The sequence below is a fragment of the Paraburkholderia rhizosphaerae genome, assembly GCF_004366595.1.
Classification (GTDB): domain Bacteria; phylum Pseudomonadota; class Gammaproteobacteria; order Burkholderiales; family Burkholderiaceae; genus Paraburkholderia; species Paraburkholderia rhizosphaerae.
This window is the reverse complement of record NZ_SORE01000014.1, coordinates 1-23,683: the sequence shown is the minus strand read 5'-3', so window position 1 is coordinate 23,683 and position 23,683 is coordinate 1. Positions and strand designations below refer to the sequence as shown.

19 protein-coding genes and 2 pseudogenes are annotated in these 23,683 nt (G+C 60.5%); 18 read left to right on the top strand and 3 right to left on the bottom strand.

Going from position 1 to position 23,683, the window contains the following annotated elements; translation table 11 throughout:
- Nucleotides 1-80: 80 nt before the first annotated feature.
- Nucleotides 81-383: a hypothetical protein gene (locus tag BX592_RS18980; protein WP_166676399.1), complete on the bottom strand. Its 303-nt coding sequence runs from the start codon at nucleotides 381-383 to the stop codon at nucleotides 81-83.
- On the opposite strand from BX592_RS18980, the gene BX592_RS18975 reads away from it, so the two are divergent.
- The 7 genes from BX592_RS18975 to BX592_RS18945 all read left to right on the top strand — a co-directional run bounded on the left by BX592_RS18975 (nucleotide 382) and on the right by BX592_RS18945 (nucleotide 9,986).
- Complete coding sequence (locus tag BX592_RS18975) at nucleotides 382-1,542, top strand: polysaccharide biosynthesis/export family protein (protein ID WP_243849620.1); 1,161 nt, start codon at nucleotides 382-384, stop codon at nucleotides 1,540-1,542. The two genes, BX592_RS18980 and BX592_RS18975, sit on opposite strands and share 2 nt — an antisense overlap.
- Nucleotides 1,539-1,979, top strand: coding sequence for an arsenate reductase/protein-tyrosine-phosphatase family protein (locus BX592_RS18970; RefSeq protein WP_134193351.1), 441 nt, complete (start codon nucleotides 1,539-1,541; stop codon nucleotides 1,977-1,979). The genes BX592_RS18975 and BX592_RS18970 overlap by 4 nt, the downstream gene beginning before the upstream one ends.
- A 3-nt stretch (nucleotides 1,980-1,982) precedes the next feature.
- Complete coding sequence (locus BX592_RS18965) at nucleotides 1,983-4,187, top strand: polysaccharide biosynthesis tyrosine autokinase (RefSeq protein ID WP_134193350.1); 2,205 nt, start codon at nucleotides 1,983-1,985, stop codon at nucleotides 4,185-4,187.
- Nucleotides 4,188-4,216: 29 nt separating this feature from the next.
- A complete protein-coding gene (wecB, locus tag BX592_RS18960) occupies nucleotides 4,217-5,374 on the top strand; it encodes a non-hydrolyzing UDP-N-acetylglucosamine 2-epimerase (RefSeq protein ID WP_134193349.1) in 1,158 nt (385 codons plus the stop codon).
- Nucleotides 5,375-5,442: 68 nt separating this feature from the next.
- The gene (gene wecC / locus BX592_RS18955; RefSeq protein WP_134193348.1) at nucleotides 5,443-6,687 is read left to right on the top strand and encodes a UDP-N-acetyl-D-mannosamine dehydrogenase; all 1,245 of its coding nucleotides are present in this window, start codon (nucleotides 5,443-5,445) and stop codon (nucleotides 6,685-6,687) included.
- A gap of 194 nt (nucleotides 6,688-6,881) precedes the next feature.
- A complete protein-coding gene (locus tag BX592_RS18950; protein WP_134193347.1) occupies nucleotides 6,882-9,200 on the top strand; it encodes a glycosyltransferase family 4 protein in 2,319 nt (772 codons plus the stop codon).
- A 69-nt stretch (nucleotides 9,201-9,269) separates the two neighbouring features.
- Nucleotides 9,270-9,986, top strand: a complete 717-nt coding sequence (locus BX592_RS18945; protein WP_279589199.1) for a WecB/TagA/CpsF family glycosyltransferase — start codon at nucleotides 9,270-9,272, stop codon at nucleotides 9,984-9,986.
- Nucleotides 9,987-10,116: 130 nt separating this feature from the next.
- On the opposite strand, the gene BX592_RS18940 is transcribed toward BX592_RS18945, so the two are convergent.
- Complete coding sequence (locus tag BX592_RS18940; protein ID WP_134193345.1) at nucleotides 10,117-11,562, bottom strand: flagellin N-terminal helical domain-containing protein; 1,446 nt, start codon at nucleotides 11,560-11,562, stop codon at nucleotides 10,117-10,119.
- Nucleotides 11,563-11,790: 228 nt separating this feature from the next.
- Between BX592_RS18940 and BX592_RS18935 the strand changes: the two genes are divergently transcribed.
- Nucleotides 11,791-13,017 (top strand): hypothetical protein, encoded by a 1,227-nt coding sequence (locus BX592_RS18935; protein WP_134193344.1) that lies wholly within the window; start codon nucleotides 11,791-11,793, stop codon nucleotides 13,015-13,017.
- 367 nt (nucleotides 13,018-13,384) lie between these two features.
- Nucleotides 13,385-14,431, top strand: coding sequence for a helix-turn-helix domain-containing protein (locus tag BX592_RS18930; protein ID WP_166676400.1), 1,047 nt, complete (start codon nucleotides 13,385-13,387; stop codon nucleotides 14,429-14,431).
- A 241-nt stretch (nucleotides 14,432-14,672) separates the two neighbouring features.
- On the opposite strand, the gene BX592_RS18925 is transcribed toward BX592_RS18930, so the two are convergent.
- Complete coding sequence (locus BX592_RS18925) at nucleotides 14,673-15,650, bottom strand: LysR family transcriptional regulator (protein WP_134193342.1); 978 nt, start codon at nucleotides 15,648-15,650, stop codon at nucleotides 14,673-14,675.
- A 136-nt stretch (nucleotides 15,651-15,786) separates the two neighbouring features.
- On the opposite strand from BX592_RS18925, the gene BX592_RS18920 reads away from it, so the two are divergent.
- From BX592_RS18920 to BX592_RS18885, 9 genes and pseudogenes are all read left to right on the top strand, one after another.
- Nucleotides 15,787-17,217: an aldehyde dehydrogenase family protein gene (locus BX592_RS18920; protein WP_134193341.1), complete on the top strand. Its 1,431-nt coding sequence runs from the start codon at nucleotides 15,787-15,789 to the stop codon at nucleotides 17,215-17,217.
- 47 nt (nucleotides 17,218-17,264) lie between these two features.
- On the top strand, nucleotides 17,265-17,861 hold the full coding sequence (locus BX592_RS34175; protein WP_208327922.1) for an NAD(P)-dependent oxidoreductase: 597 nt from the start codon (nucleotides 17,265-17,267) through the stop codon (nucleotides 17,859-17,861).
- A complete protein-coding gene (locus tag BX592_RS35215) occupies nucleotides 17,791-18,183 on the top strand; it encodes an NAD-binding protein (protein ID WP_377681458.1) in 393 nt (130 codons plus the stop codon). The genes BX592_RS34175 and BX592_RS35215 overlap by 71 nt, the downstream gene beginning before the upstream one ends.
- Before the next feature lie 57 nt (nucleotides 18,184-18,240).
- Complete coding sequence (locus BX592_RS18910; RefSeq protein ID WP_134193340.1) at nucleotides 18,241-19,452, top strand: pyridoxal phosphate-dependent aminotransferase; 1,212 nt, start codon at nucleotides 18,241-18,243, stop codon at nucleotides 19,450-19,452.
- Nucleotides 19,453-19,543: 91 nt separating this feature from the next.
- A complete protein-coding gene (locus tag BX592_RS18905) occupies nucleotides 19,544-20,062 on the top strand; it encodes a thiamine pyrophosphate-binding protein (protein ID WP_134193339.1) in 519 nt (172 codons plus the stop codon).
- Between the two features lie 3 nt (nucleotides 20,063-20,065).
- A complete protein-coding gene (locus tag BX592_RS18900) occupies nucleotides 20,066-20,671 on the top strand; it encodes a thiamine pyrophosphate-dependent enzyme (protein ID WP_134193338.1) in 606 nt (201 codons plus the stop codon).
- Between the two features lie 197 nt (nucleotides 20,672-20,868).
- Nucleotides 20,869-22,461, top strand: a complete 1,593-nt coding sequence (locus BX592_RS18895; RefSeq protein ID WP_134193337.1) for a GMC family oxidoreductase — start codon at nucleotides 20,869-20,871, stop codon at nucleotides 22,459-22,461.
- Nucleotides 22,462-22,634: 173 nt separating this feature from the next.
- A pseudogene (locus BX592_RS18890) lies at nucleotides 22,635-22,740 on the top strand (IS110 family transposase); the annotation flags it as partial.
- Between the two features lie 362 nt (nucleotides 22,741-23,102).
- A pseudogene (locus tag BX592_RS18885) lies at nucleotides 23,103-23,333 on the top strand (IS110 family transposase); the annotation flags it as partial.
- Nucleotides 23,334-23,683: the final 350 nt, after the last annotated feature.

The following is a 23,683-nucleotide window of genomic DNA, read 5'->3' as shown; positions in this document are numbered from 1 at the left end:
AGCAGCTTTAACAGACTGCGTGTCGCGCAATACGGTTCCCGCCGCGCGCGGGCAGCGATGGTTAAAAGTGTTTCGGCACGTTACGCACCGCGCACAGTGAAGGTGCGTTGCGTCGCCGTGTGGCGGCGCGCGTCGTTGCCATCGTTGACAAAAAAGAGATGAGTGCGTGGCGAAAACGGTTCGGAGATTGGCTGAACTTGGTTGAGGCACGCTTTTACGATGGGCGGCTCTTTAAAAGGGAGGTTTTCAGTTTTTCCATTGCGTGTTGCCCGGTGATCAATGGTCGAGCCGATGTCGGCCCGACGAGCACGCAAGCCGCGAAAAACCGGCTGAATCCAATTCATGTTGTGCAGGATATCGAAAGGTGTGCGCGCAACGGCCATGGTCCGTTGCGCACTGTCGGTGGTAGTCGCGTCGGTCGCGCTGTGCGCGTGCACCGTCGCGCCGGGCATGCGCATGGCGCGCGATGCCACGAGTGCGCCGGGCCAGGCGGGCAGCGCGGCCTCGCGCGCCGATACAGGCAACGTAGGGAATGCAGCCACGCGTGCCGGTACAGCCAGCGCCGACGGCGTGCCGATCCACGAAATCGACGCGGCGCTGCTCGCGCAGCTGCGCGATGGCGCGGCGAGCACGGCCGCGCCCGATCTGTTTTCGACGACCCGCCCGTACACGCTCGGCGCCGGCGATGTGCTGCAGATTACCGTGTGGGATCACCCGGAGCTCGCCGCCGCGCTAGGCGCTCAGCCACAGACCCAGGCACGCGCCGCGGACGCGCCCGCTGGTTTTGTCGTCGACGATACCGGCTCGATTCAGTTTCCGTATGCGGGCAGCGTGCAGGTCGCCGGGCTGAAGACCGACGAAGCGCGCGAGCGTCTCGCGCGGCGTCTCGCAAACGTGTTCCGCAATCCGCAGGTGACCGTGCGCGTCGCCTCGTTCCGTTCCGCACACGTCTACGTCGATGGCGAAGTGCATACGCCCGGCGTGCAGCCGATCAACGACATCCCGATGACGCTTTACGAAGCAGTGAGCCGCGCGGGCGGCTTCACGACGGCAGCCGACCAGAGCCGCATGGTGCTGGTGCGTGACGGCCGCTCGTATCCGGTCAATCTTTCGCAACTGTTCGAGCAGCAGAGGAACCCGGCGAAGATCGTGCTGCGTGACGGCGACCTGCTGCGCGTCGTTTCGCGCGACGAGAACGGCGTGTACGTGTTGGGCGAGATCAACCGCCCGGCGACCGCGGTGCCGATGAAAACCGGCCGGTTGACGTTGAGCGATGCGTTGTCGCAGGCTGGCAGCCTGAACCAGACGACGGCCGACGCCGCGCAGATGTATGTGATTCGCGGCGCACTGTCGGGCGCGCCCAGCGTGTATCACCTCGACGCGCGTTCGCCGGTTGCGATGCTGCTCGCGAACCAGTTCGAGCTGCAGCCGAAGGACGTCGTCTATGTCGATAGCACCGGGCTTGCGCGCTTTAGCCGCGTGCTGAGCCAGTTGCTGCCGGCGATCAATGCTGGCCTGACTGCCGCGGTGGTGGGCAAATGAGCGGCGGGGTGCTGATGGTGTGCACGGCCAACCTGTGCCGCAGCCCGGTCGCGCAAGCGCTGCTCGCGAGCCGCATGCCGGGCGTCGCGGTCGCATCGGCCGGCGTACGTGCGCCGGCCGGCCGCGGCGCGGATGCGCTTGCCGTGCAACTGATGGCCAAACGCGGCCTTGATCTGAGTACACATGTGACAACGCCGCTTGCGGAGCGGCACGTGCGCGGCGCCGCACTGATTCTGACGATGACGCACGAACAACGCGACGCGCTGCTGCGCAAGTGGCCGGATGCACAACCCAAGGTCAGGCGTCTGGGGGAGGCCGGCGGCTTCGATGTAGTCGACCCGTACCGGCGCAATCCATTCATCTTCGAGCTGGCAATCGCACAGATCGAGCAAGGGCTCACCGACTGGCGACACGCCATCGGTGAACTGCGCGGCTAAGTCATGTCTACGCAAACCCATTACGGCGTGCATGCGCACGGTGAGCCCGATGAGATCGATCTGTCGATGGTCGCGGCGGTGGTGCGCGAGAACGCGTTGTTGATCGCACTGGTCACCGTCGCGGTGCTTCTGCTCGGCGTGACTTATGCATTTGTCGCAGCGCCGAAGTATCGGGCCGACGCGATCGTGCAGGTCGACGACAGCACGAGTCTCCTCAACGAGAAACTCGGCGATCTCGCCGCACTGTTCGACAGCAAGGGAACCGCCGAGGCGGAGATCGAGCTGATCCGCTCGCGGCAGGTGGTCGATTATGCGGTGCGCACGCTGCATCTGGAGATCGATGCGCGGCCGCACTACTTTCCGCTGATCGGCGCGTGGCTCGCACGCGGCGCGACGCCGGGCCAGCCCGGCACGCCGATGTGGGGCTTCGGGCGCTTCGCGTGGGGCGGCGAGGTGCTGCGCGTCAAACAATTCGATGTACCGCCCGTGCTATACGACACGCCATTCACGCTGCGTGTCGGCGCGGGCCGTTCGTTCACGCTGATCGACCCGAACGGCACCGTCGTCGCGATCGGCGAGACCGGCGAGTCCGTCGACGGCAAGACGCGCTACGGTCCGCTGCGCGTCTACGTCGAGGCGTTCGTCGCGCGTGAGGGCACCGAGTTCACGCTTGCGCGCGCGTCGCGTCAACTGACCACCGAAGCACTGCAAGACGCGCTCGACGTGAAGGAGAAGGCACGGCAGTCCGGCGTGATTTCAATCGTGCTGGAAGGCAACGACAGCGAGCAAACCGCGCAGACCGTCAATACGATCGCGCAGCGCTACGTGCAACGCAACGTCGACCTGAAGTCGGCTCAGGCGCAGCAGATGCTCGATTTTCTCGATCTGCAACTGCCGCGGCTGCGTGCGGAGCTCGATCGCGCGGAACAGCGCTATAACGCGTTTCGCAACCGGCATGGCACCGTCGACCTCGCGGAAGAGACGCGGCTGCTGTTGCGCTCGATCGTCGATGGCAAAGCGAGGATGATCGCGCTGCAACAGCAACGCGACGAACTTGTGCCGCGCTTTGCAGCGGGCCATCCGTCGCTTGCCGCGCTCGACGCGCAACTCGCGAGCCTGCGGCGCGAGCAGGACCGCCTCGAGCAGCAGGTCAAGGCGCTGCCGGATATGCAGCAGGTCGCGCTCGGTCTGCAGCGCGACGTCGAAGTGAACACCGTGCTGTATACAAAGCTGATGGACAGCGCGCAGCAACTGCGTGTGCTGCGCGCAGGGCAGCAGGGTAGCGCGCGCATCGTCGACTACGCGGTGACCGCCGAACAGCCGGTCAAGCCGCGCAAGGCGCTGGTGATCGGCGTTGCCGCGTTGCTCGGTCTGGCGCTCGGCGTCAGCGCGGCCTTTGTGCGCCGCTCGCTCACGGGCGGGCTCGAGCACACGATCGATATCGAGCATGCGGCCGGCGTGCCGGTCTATGCATCGATTTCGCACAGCGCGCGCCAGGCCAAATTGCAGCGTATGCAACGCAGCGGGCGCAACGTGCTGGCCGTGCTCGCGGTCAGCGCGCCGCAAGACGTCGCGGTCGAGGGCATTCGCAGCTTGCGCACCGCGTTGCAATTCCGCATGGGCGGCGATGCGATCAACAACGTCGTGATGGTCACCGGGCCACGGCCGGGCGTCGGCAAATCGTTTCTGTCAGTGAATCTCGCCGCAGTGCTGGCCGCGGCGGGCAAACGGGTACTGCTGATCGACGCGGATCTGCGGCGCGGCAGCATCGAATCGTATGTCGGCGTCGCGCGCGAGCCGGGACTCGCGGACCTTCTAACGGGCGCCACCGCGCAAAGGGCGGTGCAACCGCAGGTGCTGCCGGGGCTCGATGTGCTGTCGCGCGGCACGAGCACCGCGACGCCCGCCGAACTGCTGATGGACGAGCGCTTCACGCTCGCGATCAAACAATTTTCAGGTGCGTACGACGTGGTGATCGTCGATACGCCGCCGGTGCTCGCGGTGACCGATTCGATGCTGATCGGCAAGCATGCGGGAACCACCTTGCTGGCAATGCGCCATGGCCGTCATTCGGCCGCCGAACTGCGCCACGCGATGCGTCTGCTCGGCAGCGCCGGCGTCGCGGTCAGCGGCATCGTGCTGTGCGATGTGCCGCAACGCGCAACCGCGTATGGCGGGTTCTCGCCGTACGAGAGCGTCGCGCCATGAACGGACTGTCAATCAGCGCTGGAGCGGATATGAACAAGAGAGTGTTGCTGGTCTTCGGCACGCGGCCCGAAGCGATCAAGATGGCGCCGCTTGTGAAGCGGTTGAGCGCCACACCGGACATCGACTGCTTTGTCTGCGTGACCGGACAGCATCGCGAGATGCTCGATCAGGTGCTCGAACTCTTTTGCATCCGTGCGCATTTCGACCTGAACGTGATGAAGCGCGGCCAGGATCTGTACGACGTCACCGCATCGATCATGCACGGCATGCGCGATGTGATCCGCGACTGTCGCCCGGATCTTGTGCTCGTGCATGGCGACACGACGACCACGCTCGCGTCTTCGCTCGCGGCGTTTTACCAGCGTGTGCCGGTCGGGCATGTGGAGGCGGGCTTGCGTACCGGCGATCTGCTGTCGCCGTGGCCCGAGGAAGCGAACCGCAAGCTGACTGGCGCGCTCGCGGCGCTGCACTTTGCTCCGACTGAACGGGCGCGACGAAACCTGCTCGCGGAAGGGATCGACGATTCGCGCATTGTGGTCACCGGCAATACCGTGATCGACGCGTTGCTCGACGTGCGCGCATTGCTCGCGCGCAATCCGGAACTGGCCGCTACATCGGATGCGCATCTGCCGCCTTTAACGCCGGGCAGACGCACGCTGCTGGTGACCGGCCACCGTCGCGAAAGCTTCGGCGCGGGCTTCGAGCGGATCGGCACGGCGCTCGCGCGGATTGCGCGCGCGAGGCCGGAGGTCGATATCGTTTATCCGGTTCATCTGAACCCCGCGGTCCGCGAGCCGGTGAACCGGCTGCTTGGCGGCATCGCGAATGTGCATCTGATCGAGCCGCTTCAGTACTTGCCGTTCGTGCGGTTGATGGACCGCGCGGATCTGATTCTGACGGACTCCGGCGGTGTGCAGGAGGAGGCGCCGTCGCTCGGCAAGCCCGTGCTCGTGATGCGCGATACCACCGAGCGGCAGGAAGCGGTCGATGCGGGCGTGGTCAGGCTGGTCGGCACGGACGCCGACACGATCGTCGCAGGCGTCGCCGCGTTGCTCGACGATCCGCACGCGTACGCGGCGATGACGCGCATCGCGAATCCGTACGGCGACGGCCGCGCCGCGCAACGGATCGCCGATGCACTGCAGTACGCGTGGCGGCGCGACGCCAGCGCGTGCACATCCGCCTAGATCAAGCTCATGCCGGCTGTGACAGGCGGTCACGCCGGTCACGCACGTCAACCCACGAAAGGTACCGTATGGAATTCGAAGTCATTTCAGTCGTCGGACTCGGCTACATTGGCCTGCCGACCGCAGCCGCGTTTGCCGCGCGGCGCAAACGCGTGATCGGCGTCGACGTGAACCCGCATGCGGTCGATACGATCAACCGCGGCGCGATTCATATCGTCGAGCCCGAACTGGACATGCTGGTGCATGCGGTCGTGTCGCAAGGCTATCTGCGCGCGACCGTGACGCCCGAGCCCGCCGATGCGTTTCTGATCGCGGTGCCGACGCCTTTCGCCGAAGGCTACAAGCCCGATCTCGCGTATATCGAGGCGGCCAGTCGCGCGATCGCGCCGGTGTTGAAGAAGGGCGATCTGGTGGTGCTCGAATCGACGTCGCCGGTCGGCGCGACTGAGCAGATGGCGCGCTGGATGGCCGACATGCGGCCCGACCTGAGCTTCCCGCAGCAGGCGGGCGAGGCTTCCGATATTCGCATCGGGCATTGTCCCGAGCGCGTGTTGCCGGGCCACGTGATTCGCGAACTGGTCGAGAACGACCGCGTGATCGGTGGCATGACGCCCCGCTGCGGTGAAGCGGCGCGCGCGCTGTATCAGATTTTCGTCACGGGCAACTGCATTTTGACGGACGCGCGCACCGCGGAGATGTGCAAGCTGACCGAGAACGCCTTTCGCGACGTCAACATTGCGTTCGCGAACGAACTGTCGTTGATCTGCGAGCAGCTCGATATCAACGTGTGGGAGCTGATCCGGCTCGCGAATCGCCATCCGCGCGTGAATATCCTGCAGCCGGGTCCCGGTGTCGGCGGGCATTGCATTGCGGTCGATCCGTGGTTCATCGTCGATGCGGCGCCTGAGACGGCGCGCCTGATTCGCACCGCGCGCGTCGTGAACGATGACAAGCCGCGCCATGTGCTCGAACGGATCGAGCGCGCGACGACGCGTTTCAAGGAGCCGGTGGTCGCGTGCCTCGGGTTGTCGTTCAAGGCGGATATCGATGACCTGCGCGAAAGCCCGGCGCTTGGCATCGTGCGCGAACTGGCGGAGCGTGGCATTGCGCGCGTGCTTGTGGTCGAGCCAAACATAGGCGCCGTGCCGCCCGCGCTGGCAGGGAAGGCGGAACTGTGCGGACTCTACGACGCGATCGCATCGGCCGATGTGATCGTGATTCTCGTCGATCACACGCCATTCAAGCGGATCGACCCGGTGCGTCTGCAGGCGAAGGTCGTCATCGACACACGCGGTTTGCTGTCGCATGGATAGCGGATTGTGGATCGCGTGGCGCGATCGATTCGCAGGCCGGCGGCCTGGCACTGCATCAAGCGCGCCGACATGATGGTGATCGCGGTTGAACATGGGCCGTTCAAACGTATCGATCGTCTGCTCGCGAGCAAAGATCGCGAACGACACTGGCGCCTTGGCCACTCGTATACAACGCATTTAACGTTGCGATCGACATGATCAGTTTTGCACAGAGGGTGCTATCGCCGGATCTGTTGAGAAAAGGCGAGGCCATCGTGGTGACCGGTATGCCGGGTTTATACAGGATCCTGGCATTCGTGCTGATTCAGCATTTGTACACGCTGGATGCGCTGGGGCGCGCCGCCTCCGCCTATTCGATCGCGCAAATGTTGTCCTTCTTCACGGCGATCGGTTGGGCGGGGTTGGTGCTCGTGCGTGTGCCGGCCGCGCGCGACTCCGCCGACGCCGTGCGCGAGTTCTACCGGCTAGTCTGGATGGCGGCAATCTCGTCGCTCGTCGTCTGCGCAGGCGTGCTTGGAACCGTGCCGTTCCTCAAGACTGACGTTTCGGGCGTCGACGTCGTGGCGGTGCTCGCCGGATGGACCTCATATCAGCTTGCGCGCCACTACTTTCTGGCGAGCCGTGCCTATCGACGCGTGCTCGCGTATGACGTGCTGCTGGTTGTATTGAGCGCGGCGTTGCTCATCGGGCTTCGACGCTTCGGCATCGCGGCCGCTGTCCCGTTAGGGGTAGCGCTGACCGGTGCCTCATTCCTGATGCTAACGAAGATAGGTCTCCCTCAGGGGCCCGTGGCGCTCGGGAAATTTGAACCCAAGGGACTCGAATTCGGGCTGACAAACTTTCTGTCCGGTGGCATGGCACTCAGCCTGGTTCCGATTGCGAACTTCGCGAGAGGCCCCGCGTTTGCAGGCGTGATCTCGTTGATGGCGTCTTTTTGTGCAATCAGCGCGCTGATTCCTCGAGCTATCTCGCTCTATCGGCTTCCCGAGATGAGCAAACTGGCTGGATCCGGTGATTCGCTTGTATCGGTCACGTCGAGAATGAATCGCGAGGTCCGGATTGCATGCGTGGCGACCTTCGTTGCGACTTCGATGGTTATCGTGGGCATTGCCTATATCGAAGTCCCGACGCGGGAATTCGGATACTTGCTCGTCTGCGGCTTAACCATGACTGCGCAAGGCAGCGTCAGCATGTTGAGCATCGCGCACAGCAACGTGTTGATGGTCCGTGAATTGGGAAAAGAATCGGCGCGCATCAATCTCGTAGCCTGCGCCGTATTCGTGGCCACGCTGGCGGTCCTGTATTTCGCCGATAGGGCGACCAACTTCGAACTCGTGCTGATAGCGTGTCTCGTGGTTACGGTTGGCCGGAACCTGGTGTTGCAAAGGCGAAGCTCGCGGTTTCAGTTGTCGCGTCGCGACAGCGAGTCGTATGTGTCGACGACTGCTGGCGAGACATCACGTCGCCGGATCTGCAACGTCGTTCTTTCGACGGAGCCCAGCAATGGCAAGGGCGGCGTTGCGACGGTAGTGCCAATGCACCTGCAGGTTCTGAAGACAATGGGCCGGGCTGTCTTCATCCCGACACACAATGGTGCGGGCGCGTGGGGCAAGGTCGGACCGTGGCTTATCGCTTTCCCGCGGTGCTTGTACGTGATGTCGCAGGCACGCAGAGAGAAGGTGGTGTTTCATTTGCATCCCGGTTCAGGACTTTGCCTGCTCAGGATGCTTGCAATCGCAACATTCCTGCGCGCATGTGGCCGCAAGCACGTTGTGTATTTGCATACGCCCTACCTTGAACAATATATGTCGAGTGGACTATGGCGCCGTGTCATTGGCTGTCTCAGCCGGTTGTCATCGAGGACCGTCGTCCTGTCGTTCTTTGCGATGTCGTTGCTCCGCACGCATGGTCTCGCAGCCAAGGCTGCGGTCGTGCCGAATCCATACCAACCGGGCCCGCAGCCTGGCGAGCGGCTCGCGTTGCCGGCAAATGAGCACATCGTTCTGGTCATGGGGCGACTTGTGCCAGGTAAAGGCATTCTGGAGTCTGTGCGCGCGCTGTCACACTTGCCCGCTTCCTACCGGATGATTGTTGCCGGGGACGGGCCGCTGCGGAACCAGATCGAAAAGGAAGCGGTCTTGCTCGGGCTAGCAGGGCGAGTCGAGTTTCCCGGTTGGGTGTCAGGCGGCGACAAAGAGGTGTTGCTTCGCCGTGCGAGCGTTTTCTGCCTACCCAGTACAGTCGACTCGTTTGGCATGAGTTTCATCGAGGCGCAGTGCCATGACGTTGCGATCGTCGCATTCCGGCATCCGCCGGTGATGGAGGTTTTGCGACAGGAGTGGGCGGTGATCGTCGATTGCCTGGAACCTGCCACGCTTGCCTGCGCAATCGTCAATGCGGCGGAACTCACCGAATCGATCCCGCGAGGCAGTGGACGCGAATGGGTAAATTCGTCGTTTGGAATAGCGCGAATTGGGCGCCTGTTGCGGCGACAAATCGATTCGATTGTTTGATGTCGTGTTCCGTCTATTGATAGGTTAGTTCTCTATTTCATGTTTCGAATCGAAATGTTTGGCTGTCCCATGGACGTCTTGTCGATGCACGAGACGGTTGCACTCATCGAGCGGAGGATCGAGGAGCGGAAATTAACGCTTCATTCGGTGGTCAATGTCGCGAAACTCGTCAACATGCAAACGGACGAAGATTTGTTCGCGTCGGTGGCAACCTGCGACATCATCAATATTGACGGGATGGGTGTCGTTTGGGGGGCACGGATTCTCGGTCACAACGTGTCGGAACGCGTTGCCGGGGTGGACCTGTTCGGGCAACTTCTCTGTTTGTCCGCGGCGCGAGGCTACCCGGTGTTCTTGCTGGGTGCGGCGCCTGACGTAGTTCATCGTGTTGCGCAAGTTTGCACCGAGCGATACATGGGCTTGCGCCTCGCGGGCTATCACCACGGATACTTTTGGGACGATGAAGCAGCGCTTGTCGAGAAGATTCGTCGTTCTGGCGCGCGGCTTGTTTTCGTCGCGATTACGTCACCGAAAAAGGAAAACTTTATCAACCGCTGGAAGCATGAACTGGGCGTCGATTTCGTGATGGGAGTCGGCGGTGCGTTCGACGTCATCGCCGGAAGAGTCCGGCGTGCGCCCAAGTGGATTCAGCGCTGTGGTCTGGAGTGGCTGTTTCGCGTGGCGCAGGAGCCTCGTCGCATGTGGCGGCGCTATCTCTACAGCAATGCCCGATTCGCACTGATGGTCGGTAGGGCGCGGCTTGCCGCGTCCCGTGGGCAAGCATAGGCGCCACATCGAACGCGGCTGGAAGTGATTCCCGGAATACTGCCCCTCTCAGCAGGCAATACGCGCACACGCGTACCGGCGCTACAAAACCGGTAGCAGATTTTGCTCTGCTACCGGTTGCCTTCCGTGCTTACTGCGGCAGCAGCCGGAGCACTTGTTGCGGCAACGAGTTCGCCTGAGCGAGAACCGAGACGCCCGCTTGCTGGAGCACCTGCGCCTTGCTCAGGCTCGCCGTTTCCATTGCGAAGTCGGCGTCGGCGATTTGCGACTGTGCGCTCGACAGATCGGTCGACTCGTTCTGCTGCGATTGCGCAATCGCCGTGAAGCGGTTTTGCAGCGCGCCGAGCGTAGCCTGAATACCCGAAATCGTGGATAGCGCGTTATCGATCGATTCGATTGCGTTGTTCGCGCCTTGCGTCGTGCTGATATCGATTTGCGCGACGGACGTCGGCTGGTTCAGCGTGTTCACGCTCGCCAGCACGCTGCCTGCGGGCTGAGGGCCTGCGGCGGTCGAACCGATCGCGCTGGTTGGAGCAGTGACAAACGTGGCCGGAATGGTCGTGCTCGACGCGCCGAACAATGCCGCCTGAGCACTCGAACTGAGCGCCTGGTTGTGCTGGTCGACGTATTTGACGCCACCCTTGCCGTCTGCTTCCGCGGTAATCGACGTAACCGTGTTAGCCGTGCCGTTTGCAGCGTCTTTACCCGTCGCGCCATCGATGTTGATGCCCGAAATGGTGCCGAACACCGTGCCGGCCGCGGCAGTCGAGCTGAATGCGCCCGAGATTGCGGTGAGTTCGTTTGCCGGATCGAGCGCGCTGTTGCCGCTCGTATTCAACGACAGTGCTGAGATGCCGTTGGCCGTCTGCGTCGTGAACAGTGCTGACGATGCGGCCGTCGAGATCGCGTTGCCGTTCTGATCGGTGAACGTAAAACCACCGGTGCCGTTCGACTGGACATTGATCTGTTTGATCGCGCCATTCGCGGTCGTGGCTTCCGTGCCGTCCGCGTTCAGGTTCAAGCCCGTGATCGAGCCGAGCGTGTCGCCAGCCTGCACGAAACCGGTTCCGAGCGAGGCGGCCGAAACGCCTTGGCTCAGGTCCAATGCAACGGTCTGGCCGACGTTCGCGCCAACCTGCACCTGAATGACACCAGCCGATCCAGTTAGCAGGTTGATGCTGTTGAACTGAGTTTGCGAAGCGATACGGTTCACTTCCGAGATCTGCTGTGCCACCTCTTGTTGCAGCGCTGCCTGGTTGGCCGCCGTGAGCGTGCCGCCCGTCGCTTCGCCAGCCAGCTGGCGAATACGCTGCAGACTGGCCGTGATCTGGTTCAAGCCTGTGCCGGCCGTTTGCACCAGCGATACGCCGTTGTTGGCATTCTGCACGCCCTGGTTCAGACCGAGAATCTGCGTCTGTATCGACGTGAAAACGGCGAGACCTGCTGCGTCGTCCGCCGCGCTGTTGATACGTTTGCCCGACGAAAGACGGGTGATCGCTTGCGACAGCGTGCTGCCGGAAGAGTTCAGGTTTTCCTGAGCAACCAGGGAAGGGATATTGCTGTTAATGCTAAGCATACGGTTCTCCGTGGACACGTTGAGCTTGAACCAACGAAATGTCGAGAATCGGCATCACATCTGTTTCATTGCTGGCCGCCTCAGAGCCATTTACGGCGACGGTGCGAAATCATTGAGGGCAAAAGCGCTTGCTGGCCCGCGTGGACAAGAGATTGTGGTGAGGCAGTCAAGCGTCGTCCAAAACGTTGGCACAAGATACGCTCGCCGCGCACCGTAGAGAGGAATTGGATGAATGGCGATTTAAGACTTCTTCACGTGTCGCCTGCTGGTAATGGCAAGGCGCCTGCTGAAGAATTTCATGAACCGCTAACGCGATTTGATTCGGCGGTCCTTGGTCGCACCGTGAAAACGTTCGTTGGTGAACTGACTCGTCTTAAGACTGGCGAACCCTTTTCGCATGAAGCGCAGAAATTTGTTAAGGCACTCGAACTCGACAAGAATCTTTGCGATGCGCTCGATGGTCAGCAGGCGGTGGATTGTCTGCAGGGACTAGCACGGTTCGATAAGGCCAAAGCCTGCCGGGACGCGGCGCTCGCATTAGTCGCGAGACTGGCGGAAGACAGCGGTTTGATCCGGTCGCTCAGTGCTCAACAGGTCGTCAACTGTCTTGATGCGTTGTCGAAGTGGGACAAAGAGCCGTTGTGTCGCTATGCGGGCATACGCGTCGCGGCCAGAATCGCAGGCGATCGCGCGTTGCGGGATAACCTTAATAGTGCAGTCATTCCGGGCTGTCTGAATGCACTAGGGAGATGGCACGAAGAGAGCGAGTGTGCGAAAGCGGGCACGCTATTGGCCGGACACCTCGTTGCCGATCGGAAGTTGCTATATGGCTTGAACGGTCTCGCCGTCGCACATTGCCTGAACACGCTTGCGAAATGGAGCGATTCGCGGATATGTGCCCATGTGGTCAGGCTACTGGCAGGCCGCGTTGCAACAGAGGACCCGCTGGTCGTTCAGCTAAACGGTGTGCGTGTGGCCAATTGCCTTGGCGCATTCGTCATATGGAGCGACGATGAATTATGTCGCGCCGCGGGCTTGAGGCTCGCGAAGCGAATCGCCGAAGACGGGCCGCTAAGACATCACCTCAACGGAAGACATCTGGCAGTCTGTCTTGATGCTTTGGCACACTGGCACGCGGACGAAATATGTCGAAAAGCGGCCGTTCAACTGGCAAGGCGACTCGTGTCGGATTCGTCGATGTGCGATCGACTCACCGCCAAGCATGTCGCGAATTGTCTTGAAGCGCTCAGCAAGTTAAGCGATGAGAGCGTCTGCAAAACAGCAGCGATGCGGATTTCCCAACGAATCTTGATCGACGAAGCGCTATGCGCCGGCTTGTCTGACCAGCAGATCGTTAAGTGCTCGACAGCGCTCGTTGCGTGGAGTTCGCAGAACGTGTGTGAACGGGCGAGAGAATCGTTTGATCAGATATTAAAGAAACGCAGGTGCGCTTAATGGCATAAGAACAGCACTTACGTGACAGTTTATCGCTAGCGAATCAGCGTTCTTACAATAGCGATTCTCGATGACACGATGGTGTGTACGATCGACTGGTTGGGACTTTTTTTTGTTGGTCATCTTTGTCCAGGATCGAAGAAATGCCTTCGACCTCAGCTGTGATAAGAGATCGAATGCGACGTGGAGAAAGCCAAAACGTACTGCCAACGGAAAACAGGTTCGCTTCTGAACGACAATAGCCCTGGCAGCATCATCACGGCCGTCGGGTTCTCACGCGGGGAGAGTGGACAGACGGCTGTCGGGCTGGCTATCCGGCTAGCGGGCGAGCGAACTAACGGACTATCGGACTAGCGCCCCGCATGATGTGAGTGATCCACCTGTCGCTATCGAATATATGTTTTTCGCTACACATGCCCTTAGCAACACCAGCGCCAAAACGGAGGAAGAGTGGCGCGCACTGGTACGAAACAACTGGAGCATGGAATGCGATTTCGCCTCTGGGGGCGAGCGCGCTCTGCTCACGACGTCGTGGTTCATGGGCGATCTGAGGTTTGAGGCGGCCGATCTATCCCGGCAGCAATGGATATGGAGTCCAGGGCCGGGGTGCGACAATTGGCGCAAGAACGCTGTTGTGATTTATCTGATCGAGAGCGGCATTGTTGAAATAGAGCAGGACGGTTCGAAGGTTCAACTTACCGAGTCTTCATTGCTTGTTCTTTTGGACGCTCGAATTCCCTATATGCAGACGTCGACGGGAAACTCACGTGGGATGATCTTGCGGGTACCGAAGTCTTCTCTTGAGGAAAGGGCAAAAACGGTGTCCGGTCACGAGATGTTTATGCTGGACTCGACTTCGCCCGATGTTGCGTTGCTCAGATCGTTGCTCGGCGCTGCGGCGGCTTATGGCGAACGATGCAGCGAATACGGCAGCAGGCTTGTGGCCGATCACCTGATCGATCTGATGGAGATCATTACCGATGATCGGACCGACCGCAGGCGTAAGCAAAGTTCCGATGTGATGCTGAAGAAGGTGAAACAGTTCATTGAGCGCAACGTTGGGAACGAGGACCTTGGCCCCGAGATGATTGCTAACGCGACGGGGATTTCAAAGCGTTACTTGACGAGACTGTTTGAACGTGACGGATCGTCTGTGATGCGGTATCTGTTGCAGCAGCGGCTCGAAAGGGCGAAGAAGATTTTGTCGAGCGGCGGCGAGCGCGTTCGCATTTGTGATGTGGCCTGGCAATGTGGGTTTGTTAGTGCGGCGCATTTCAGCAGGGCGTTCAAGAATCAATACGGGAATAGTCCGACGGTGTTTCAGCGCGATGGTGCCGGTGCTGACCAATCGATGGGTCAGACTTCGTCGGCAGAGAGCGTGAGGGGGGAAACCGCCGGCGTCGACCGCTATTAGGTCGCGGCGTCGATTTCTATCGAGCTGGAACGTCGACAGAAGGAGTCCTGGCAAGTGCCATCTGCAGTGGCAACTCGGCAAGGCTCGCGAGCCGGCGGTCTGTATCAATTCCGCCAACGGCTGCGATATTATCCACTAACGATCAGCCTTACGACAGCGGCACAACGAAACCTGATCGAAATCGCGACGTGGACACATATCGATCGGCCGGCCGGTTGTACCTGCTGAAACGTGCATGCAGCTAAAACCGCTGCGATCTGATGCGCGACCTGTCTGGTTCATGTCGAATCCATTCAGCCCCCAGCCAGTCCCCGCTCAAGACGATGTCATGCATGCATTCGCGCAGAACTCGCGCGGTACATCGAACCTGTCGCGAAGTTTGACGGGCGGACGGCGCAGGTTGCACCAGCGCGATCGTGCGTGCAAACTCAGGCGCGTCGATAAGCGCTGCGCTCAGCATGGACCGCTCCAGTTCGTCTCTAACCGCGATCCGGGGTAGCACGGTCATACCATACCCTCGCACTACGAGACTCTTCTGAACGGCAAGGGCGTGAGTTTCGGCGGCAATAGTGATCTCCACCCCTTCGACCGCGCATGCCCGCTCGACAAGACTGCGGAGCCGATGGTGCATACAGGGCAAGATCAGCGGAGATCGCCCGAGCGCCGCCACGGGTACCGGTGCGTCGTCGGTCAGCCCTTGCGACGCCAATCCAACGAGGCTGAGCGGCTCCCTTAACAACGGCTCCATGTCGAGTGCTTTGGCGGGCGCAGGGTCGTAGAGCAACGCCACATCTACCTCGCCATTCAGGAGGGCCTTGAGCAGCGGATCTGAGTAATCGATTGAAAGCGATAGGCGAATGCGCGGAAAGGCTTCGTCCATTGCCTTCATTAGCGCTCCAGACACCATATCGCAACTGCTCGGCAGGAGTCCGAGTCGAACAACGCCCGAAAGCTTTCCGGATTCATCCGGATGGATTTCCGCTCGCGCGATGTCGAGTTCGCGCAGTGCTCTCCGGGCGCGATCAACGAGAAGACTTCCGGCCTCGGTCAATTGCATTCCGTGGCGCGTGCGTAAAAAGAGCGCGCTACCCAGTTCTTGTTCCAGCAATTTGATCTGCCGCGTCACCGCTGGTTGAACAACATGCAGTAATTCGGAAGCCCGAGTAACGGTCCCAGTGTCTGCAACTGCCAGGAAAGCCCTGATTTGCCGAATGTCCATGCCCGCACGCCTGCTCAGTCCATCTCACATTCTGATGCTTGCATCAGCATATGCTATTCGACACGGTCTTGCATCAACTCTTAACATGAGACCGTGCTTAAAGCAGCAGGTATGGAACGAATGAACGGAGAGATGTATGGCAGCAAAACCAAATCTCATTAACGGCGAATGGGTAGGCAGTGGCGAATCGATCGCGAGCATCAACCCTTCAAATCTGGGAGATTGCATCGGAGAATTCGCGCTTGCAAATCCGAAGCAAGCGCGGTTAGCCGTTGTGGCTGCGCGCGAAGCGCTTCCATCATGGTCTGCAACGACAACCCAGCTTCGTAGCGACATCTTGATGAAGGCCGCGATGGAAATATCCGCGCGCAGGGACGAACTGGGTGAACTTGTGTCACGCGAAGCGGGAAAAACAAGAGCGGAGGGTATTGGGGAAGTTGTGCGGGCCATGCAAATCTTCCAGTTCTTTTCCGGTGAGGCCGTTCGTTATGGCGGCGAGAACCTGCCTTCGGTCCGCCCAGGAATTGGCGTGCTGACAAGTCGTGAGCCCGTCGGTGTGGTCGCGGTCATCACGCCCTGGAATTTCCCGGTTGCAATTGCAGCGTGGAAACTCGCCCCAGCCTTGGCGTTCGGCAACACGGTTGTGTTCAAGCCGTCGGAAGAAACCCCCGCGATTGCATGGGAGTTGATGAGAATTCTCGAGCGTAACGGGCTTCCTCCAGGGGTAGTGAACATGATCAATGCGCCGGGCGCTCTCGTCGGACCTGCGCTGACGGAAAAGGTCGATGCGATCAGTTTTACCGGGAGCGTGTGCACCGGACGGGAGATCGTCAGCCGGGCCATCCCCAGCATGGCGCGCATTCAGCTGGAGATGGGCGGGAAAAACCCCCTCGTAGTGCTCGACGACGCGGACCTCGACGTCGCGGTTGAGTGCGCGGCTAACGGCGCGTTCTTCTCTGCCGGGCAGCGTTGTACCGCATCAAGCCGTCTGGTGGTCATGTCTCGGATCTATGACCGCTTTGTCGAGGCGCTCGTGAAGCGGATGCGCTCGCTGAAGGTGGGCGACGCACTCGTCGAAGACACGGACATTGGTCCAATCATTAATCAGCGTCAACTCGACTCCATTCAGCGCTCTATCCAGATTGGAAAAGACGAGGGTGCAGAACTCCTGGAGGGCGGTGATCTTGTCGAGGCAAAAACGCCGGGCTTTTTCATGAGGCCGACGTTGATGCTGGGTACCAATAGCATGCGCATCAACCGCGACGAAATATTTGGACCGTTCGCTTGCGTGATTTGCGCTTCGGACTACGACGAGGCACTGGCCATTGCTAACGACACGGACTACGGGCTGTCATCTGGAATCTGTACACGTTCGCACAAGCTGGCTACGCACTTTCGGCTCAACGCGAAAAGTGGATTGACGATGGTCAACCTGCCAACCGCGGGACTGGACTATCACGTCCCGTTCGGAGGGAGAAACGCATCAAGCTATGGACTGGGCGAACAAGGAAAGAGCGCCGTCGAATTTTATACAGTCAGCAAGACCGCGTACGTCGCTTATGGGTAGACGCCCGGCATTCGTGTCGTCGGGTGATTCTTATGTAAGGAATGGAAATGGAAACGATCGGTTTTATCGGTTTGGGCCGCATGGGCAAGCCCATGGCTTCGAACCTGGTCAGAAAGGGATTCAAGCTTGTGGTAATGGATTTGAACCCGCTCCCGGTTGCGGATCTTGTTGACATGGGTGCCAGTGCAAGTTCGGACGTAGCGCAACTCGCACGCGATTGCACGATCGTGATCACCATGCTGCCAACGTCCGTCGAAGTGGAATCTGTTGCGTTGGGCAGCGGTGGCATCTTTGCGAATGCCACTGAAGGGACCGTGCTCGTGGATATGAGTACCATTGACCCCCTCGCCACGGACCGCCTTTATCGGGAAGCCGTTCAACATGGGATGTCGGTTGTCGATGCGCCTGTCGGCCGCCTTGCTGAGCATGCGGATCGCGGCGAATCCCTGTTTATGGTGGGTGCAGGCGACGCGGATTTCGTGAGGATCAAGCCGTTGCTCGATGCAATGGGCACCATGGTCTATCACTGCGGCGGAGTGGGGGCAGGAGGACGAACCAAGCTCGTCAACAATTATGTCGCCATCACGCTGTGTCAGGTCAACGCTGAGGCGGGCGCTCGCGCTCTCGCAACGTTTTGGCCTTGACTTGAAGAGCACGATAAAGGTGCTCCTTGGGACCTCGGCCAGCAACGGACAGCTTCGACTCAACTTCCCTAGCAAGGTACTTGCTGACGATACTGCGCCTGGATTTACGATCGACCTTGCGCACAAGGATCTGTCTCTCGTGATGGCTGCGGCTCACGCGACTCAGGTTCCGATGCCGGTGGGATCGGCGGTACACGCATCGTTTAGTCTTGCCAGAGCAAACGGAAGGGGGGCGATCGACTTCTCGGGTATTGCCGATATGGTCTGCGATATGGCGAGGATCGAGCGCGCCCGAACGCCATCCGGATGGAGTCCGGACTGACGTCAGGCTACGAATTTCCGGTCGTTGTCTCAAAGAACAGGTTGGTGGTTGCATCAAATGAGCACGTTGAATTTCAAACGTATGTGCGGTCCCAACGCCCGCGATGCAGTGCGGATCCTACGTTCCTCGCAGATTCGCGAGGTGGCCAACGCCAGCATGGGGGTGCCCGATATCGTTCCCTTCTGGTTCGGGGAGTCCGACTCTGCGACCCCGGGATTCATTCGGGAGGCGGCGATCGCGGCCCTGACTAACGGCGCGACGTTCTACACGCACAACCTCGGGATCGATCCATTGCGCGCTGCTCTTTCGCGTTACGTGAGCAGATTGCATGGCACGACGTCGGTCGATCACGTCGCGGTGACGAGTGCCGGGGTGAACGCACTGATGTTGGCGACTCAACTGATCGTGGGTGCGGGCGACCGTGTCGTCGCGATTACGCCGCTATGGCCGAACCTCGTTGAGATGCCAAAGATCCTGGGCGCGTACGTCGAGACTGTTCCACTGAGGTACGGCCGGAACGGCTGGGCGCTCGATCTCGATGCGTTGCTGGACGCACTCACTCCGGATACCCGGATGCTGATGATCAACTCACCGAACAATCCGACCGGGTGGGTAATGAGCCGGGACGATCAACGAACCGTTCTCGATCACTGTCGCAGACACGGTATCTGGATCGTAGCGGATGAGGTATATGAACGTCTCTACTATGGAATCGACCTCACGCCGGACGAGGTGGGCTTGCGCGTTGCGCCGTCCTTTCTTGACCTCGCAGCACGTAACGAGCGCGTCATCTGTGTGAATTCGTTTTCAAAAGCGTGGCTGATGACCGGCTGGCGTCTTGGATGGATGATCGCCCCTTTGGGGGTGATGGACGATCTCTGCAAGCTCATCGAGTACAACACCTCGTGCGCACCATCATTCGTGCAGCACGCAGGTGTAGCGGCAGTAGAGCACGGGGAAATGGCGATACAGACCCTGGTTCGACACCTGCATGCCTCGCGTAACTATCTTTTGCGTTCGCTCTCCCTGAATTGCGGCATCGATGCAAAGTCGCCCTGTGGTGCAATGTACGTCTTCTTTTCATTGCGCGATATAACAGACAGCCTTTCGCTATGCAAGTCGCTAGTGCGCGACGTCGGTCTCGGTCTCGCGCCGGGGAGCGCTTTTGGTCACGAGGGTGAGGGCTTCGTACGCTGGTGTTACGCGTGTGAACCGGCGCTAATCGACGCAGGAATCGACCGTTTAAGGCGTTTCCTCAGCGCGAGTTGAGGAAACGCTCATCGTAGTCGTCCGACTCTCGCGCGTCGTCACCTCCGAAAGCGCAACAACTTTCTCAGTTCATCAAGGAGATTTCGATCTCATGTCTACGATCTGGCCAGAAACAATCTTTCAGCATCTTAAAGCCACCGATGTACGTCAGGTAGCGTATGTGCCTGACGCGGGCCACAAACGCCTTATCGAACTCTGTGAGGATGACGATGAAATTCGCGCAGTTTCACTGACAACGGAGGAGGAGGGGGTCGCGATGATCGGTGGCGCCTGGATCGGCGGCCAGCGCGGCGTGCTGCTTCTGCAGTCGAGCGGGGTCGGGAACTGTATCAACATGCTGTCTTTGCAGCACGAATGCCGTATGCCAATCGTGATGATCGTGACGATGCGTGGCGAGTGGGGCGAGTTCAACCCATGGCAGGTCGCGATGGGCAAGTCCACACAGAATGCGCTGGAGTCGGCGGGCGTGTACGTCTATCGCGCGGACGATGCGAGGGACGTCGGTGAAACGGTTCGGGCAGCGTTGAATTTTGGCTTCAATACGTCGCGCATGGTTGCCGTGCTGATTGGCCAGCGCGTGATTGGCACCAAGAACTTCAAAAAGGAGTAGGAAATGACCCTGCAAGCAGAGCTTTTGAACCGTCGACGGGTAGTGAAGCGAATTCTCAGGGACCGGCGGGATGATGTTCTAGCTGTCACGAGCCTTGGCAATCCAACGTTCGACGCAGCGGCCGCGGGCGACACTCCGCGAAATTTCTATCTATGGGGTGCAATGGGCGGTGCGGTGATGGTCGGCCTCGGACTTGCGCTAGCGCAACCGCAAAAGCGGGTGGTGGTGTTCGTCGGTGACGGCGAGATGATGATGGGGCTGGGATCGCTGGCGACGGTGGGCGTGGACAAACCCTTGAACCTGTCGGTCGTCGTGATCGACAACGGATACTACGCTGAGACCGGCATGCAGCTTGCCCACGCCGGGCGCGGCGTCGATATCGCGGCAATCGCGCGTGCGGCAGGATTCGAGCGCACGTCGACAATCCACGCTCAGCAGGAGCTGGAAGATTATGTCGATGTCCTTCTGAGCGCCAAGGGGCCAGTTCTTGCCGCCATCAAGGTGAGCGCGAAACCGGAGCCGACCTGCCTGCCGCCGCGCGACGGGCCGTGGTTGCGCAGCCGCTTCCGTGAGGCATTGCTTGGGCGGGACGCACACGCGAGCCAGTAACCTTCCGGGTACATGCTGACTCCTTATTCAGTCGAGCGTCGCGGTGCGGTCGCAGCGATGGTGAACGTCACGCGTCAACGTGGCGTTTGGAAGCTGAGTGCGTGCTCGCCGCTGGTCGTCGTTCGGCATGACAAGCGGCTTTCAATCGATGCGCTTCAAGGCGCTTCACACTTAACCATCGTCATAACGAGGTTGTGATGACAGATTTATCTGCCGCGCCCAAGCCGGGCGGCCCAGACGTACCGGATGCGCGTTTCGATTTCATCGTCTGCGGAGCGGGCGCATCAGGCTCGGTTGTGGCACGCCGGCTTGCGGAGCATCCGGACGTCAAGGTCCTGCTGCTGGAGGCGGGCGGCAGCGATGATATCGCGGAGATCACAGCCGCAACAGCATGGCCGGCACTGCGCCGCGCCCCGCAGAACTGGCTTTTTCGCGCCGCGCCGAATCAGCATCTGGAAGGCCGCAGCATTCCGATGGCGATGGGCAAGGTGCTAGGTGGCGGTTCGAGCATCAATGTGATGGCCTGGTCGCGCGGTCATCAGGCCGACTGGGATGACCTTGCCGCGGAACTCGACGACCCCGGCTGGAGCTATCGCGCGGTGCTAGGCCTCTACCGGCGCATCGAGGACTGGCACGGCGCGCCGGATGCGCAGCGGCGCGGTACTGGCGGTCTGCTGTTCGTGCAGCCGCCGCCCGACCCGCATCCGATCGCGCACGCCGGGCTCATGGCCTATGCGCAGGCAGGCGTGCCGGTGTTTGAGGACCAGAACGGCGCAATGATGGAGGGCGCTGGCGGCGTCGCGCTGACAAACCTGTGCGTGCGCGACGGCAAGCGGGTGTCGCTATATCGTGCCTACGTGCATCCGTATCTGGATCGGCCGAATCTGACCGTCCTGTCCGATGCGCTTGTTACGCGGCTAATATTCGACCAACGCACCGTGAACGGCGTCGAATATCTGCATCGGGGGGAGCTCAAGCGCGCGCATGCTACATGCGAAACCGTTTTATCGCTTGGTGCGATACATACGCCGAAGTTGCTCATGCAATCGGGCATCGGCGACGAGGCGGAATTGGGACGTTTCGGCATTCGGGTCATTCAGCATTTGCAAGGTGTGGGCCGCAATTTTCAGGATCACTTCATGGCGCCTTGCGTTTGGGAGGCGCCACAGCCCATCGAAGGCCGCAACAACCTCGCCGAAATGACCGCGCTATGGAAAAGCGACAGCACACTGGATCGGCCCGACTTGCAATCGTTTTTGTGTGAACTGCCGTATGCGAGTCCGGAGGCGGCGGGCGAACGCGGCATGCCAGGCAACGCATGGTCTCTGACTACCGCGGTGCTGCGTCCGGTAAGCCGCGGGAGAATCAGGCTAACCGGCGCTCAGCCGTCGGATCCGGTCGAGATCGAAGCGAATTTCCTTGCCACCGCGCAAGACCGGCAGACGCTCAAGCGCTGCATTGAGTTCAATCGCGACGTCGGCAATTCGGCGCCGCTGCGGCCGTTCACAAAACGTGAATGGCTACCCGGTACGTTTGACGACGAGGGGTTGGACGAGTTTATCCGTAACGCGACCGTCAGCCATTCGCACCAGAGCTGCACCGCGAAGATGGGCCGCGATGAAATGTCGGTGGTCGATTCCCGGTTGCGCGTGTACGGAATTGACAGGCTGCGCATTGCGGATGCGTCGGTGCTACCGCGTGTAACGACCGGGAATACCATGGCGCCTTGCGTCGTGATCGGCGAACGCGCGGCCGATATGCTTATGCAGGACCATTCGCTGTCGAACTAGCTGCACATGCGCCGCGCAAGCACGCGGCGCGGGTCATCACTCTCAACCCTCCCATGGAACGCCGCCGCCGGGCGCAATCATGGCGAGCTAGAAGCGGACATAGTGAAATGGCCAGCCCGATCCCAGCGACCGCTCTACCATGAGCAGTTCGGTCCACGATAGAGGAGAGCGCCATGAACGAGGTCACGCTGATCGGCATCGATCTGGGCAAACATGTCTTCCATCTGCGTGCGCAGGATGCGAAGGGCCACGAGGTGTTCCGCAAGAAGCTTTCGCGCGCGAGCTGGCAGGTTTCATCTGGGACGTCGGCCGAATGGGGATGGCATTTGCTTTGCCTTCCAACGTACAGGTCGCATAAAGGAGCTCATACAGATCGCGCACCACTGCAAACTCCAAGTTTCCTGAAGGCGGCGCAGCCCGGTATTCGAGCAATCCGCGACCGCGTTTGGCAACGGCAACAGTCGACTTGCGTAGTAAGGAAGCGGCAGGCTCATGAGACGGACCTCTGTAATGCGGCAACCAACCCGCGAATATCAGCGTGATCCACCGTCGAGAGTTACTGCTACGCCGCCCTCAGGAAATTTGCTTCAGCCACGGAGCTGCCCCTGGAAACCCATCCCAATTGACATCGGGAGTCATATCAGCGCGGCGACAGGCACCTGCGTCACTTGCTCGTACAAGGCGCGCGGGCCGTCATGCAACGCGTGAACCAGCGAACTGACCGGCTTGGCGAGTGGATCCGCTCGATGCTCACGCGCCGGCACGCGAACGTCGTCGCCTGTGCCGTGGCCAACAAGCTTGCCAGGATCGCGTGGGCCGTACTCACCAGACGTATCGCGTACGACGCCGCGCGCCTGAGACTCGCGGACTGATACTGATTCACCGATTCACCCAACCAGGTTTTGCGACTGCTGGGCATCTGATGATCCAACGGCACAGCGACCGGACGAAAACCCTGACAAGTTCTACAGCTCACAGCAGCTGGCGACATTTTGAGGATCGACCGGTGCGGTTTTCATCGCGGAACATCGATTCCGGATAGATTTGCGCAAGCCACGAGGATCACAGAACCAGAGGTTGCAGATCTCGGGCTGGCCATAGATTACAACTTAGCCGCTACAACCGATTGTCATGGCCAGATTCAAATGTCCGGGTTCCGGCTAGATAGAAATGTCCGGTTTTGAAGCCGTTTTTGCTTGGGTTCTGTTTATGGTTTTTGGGG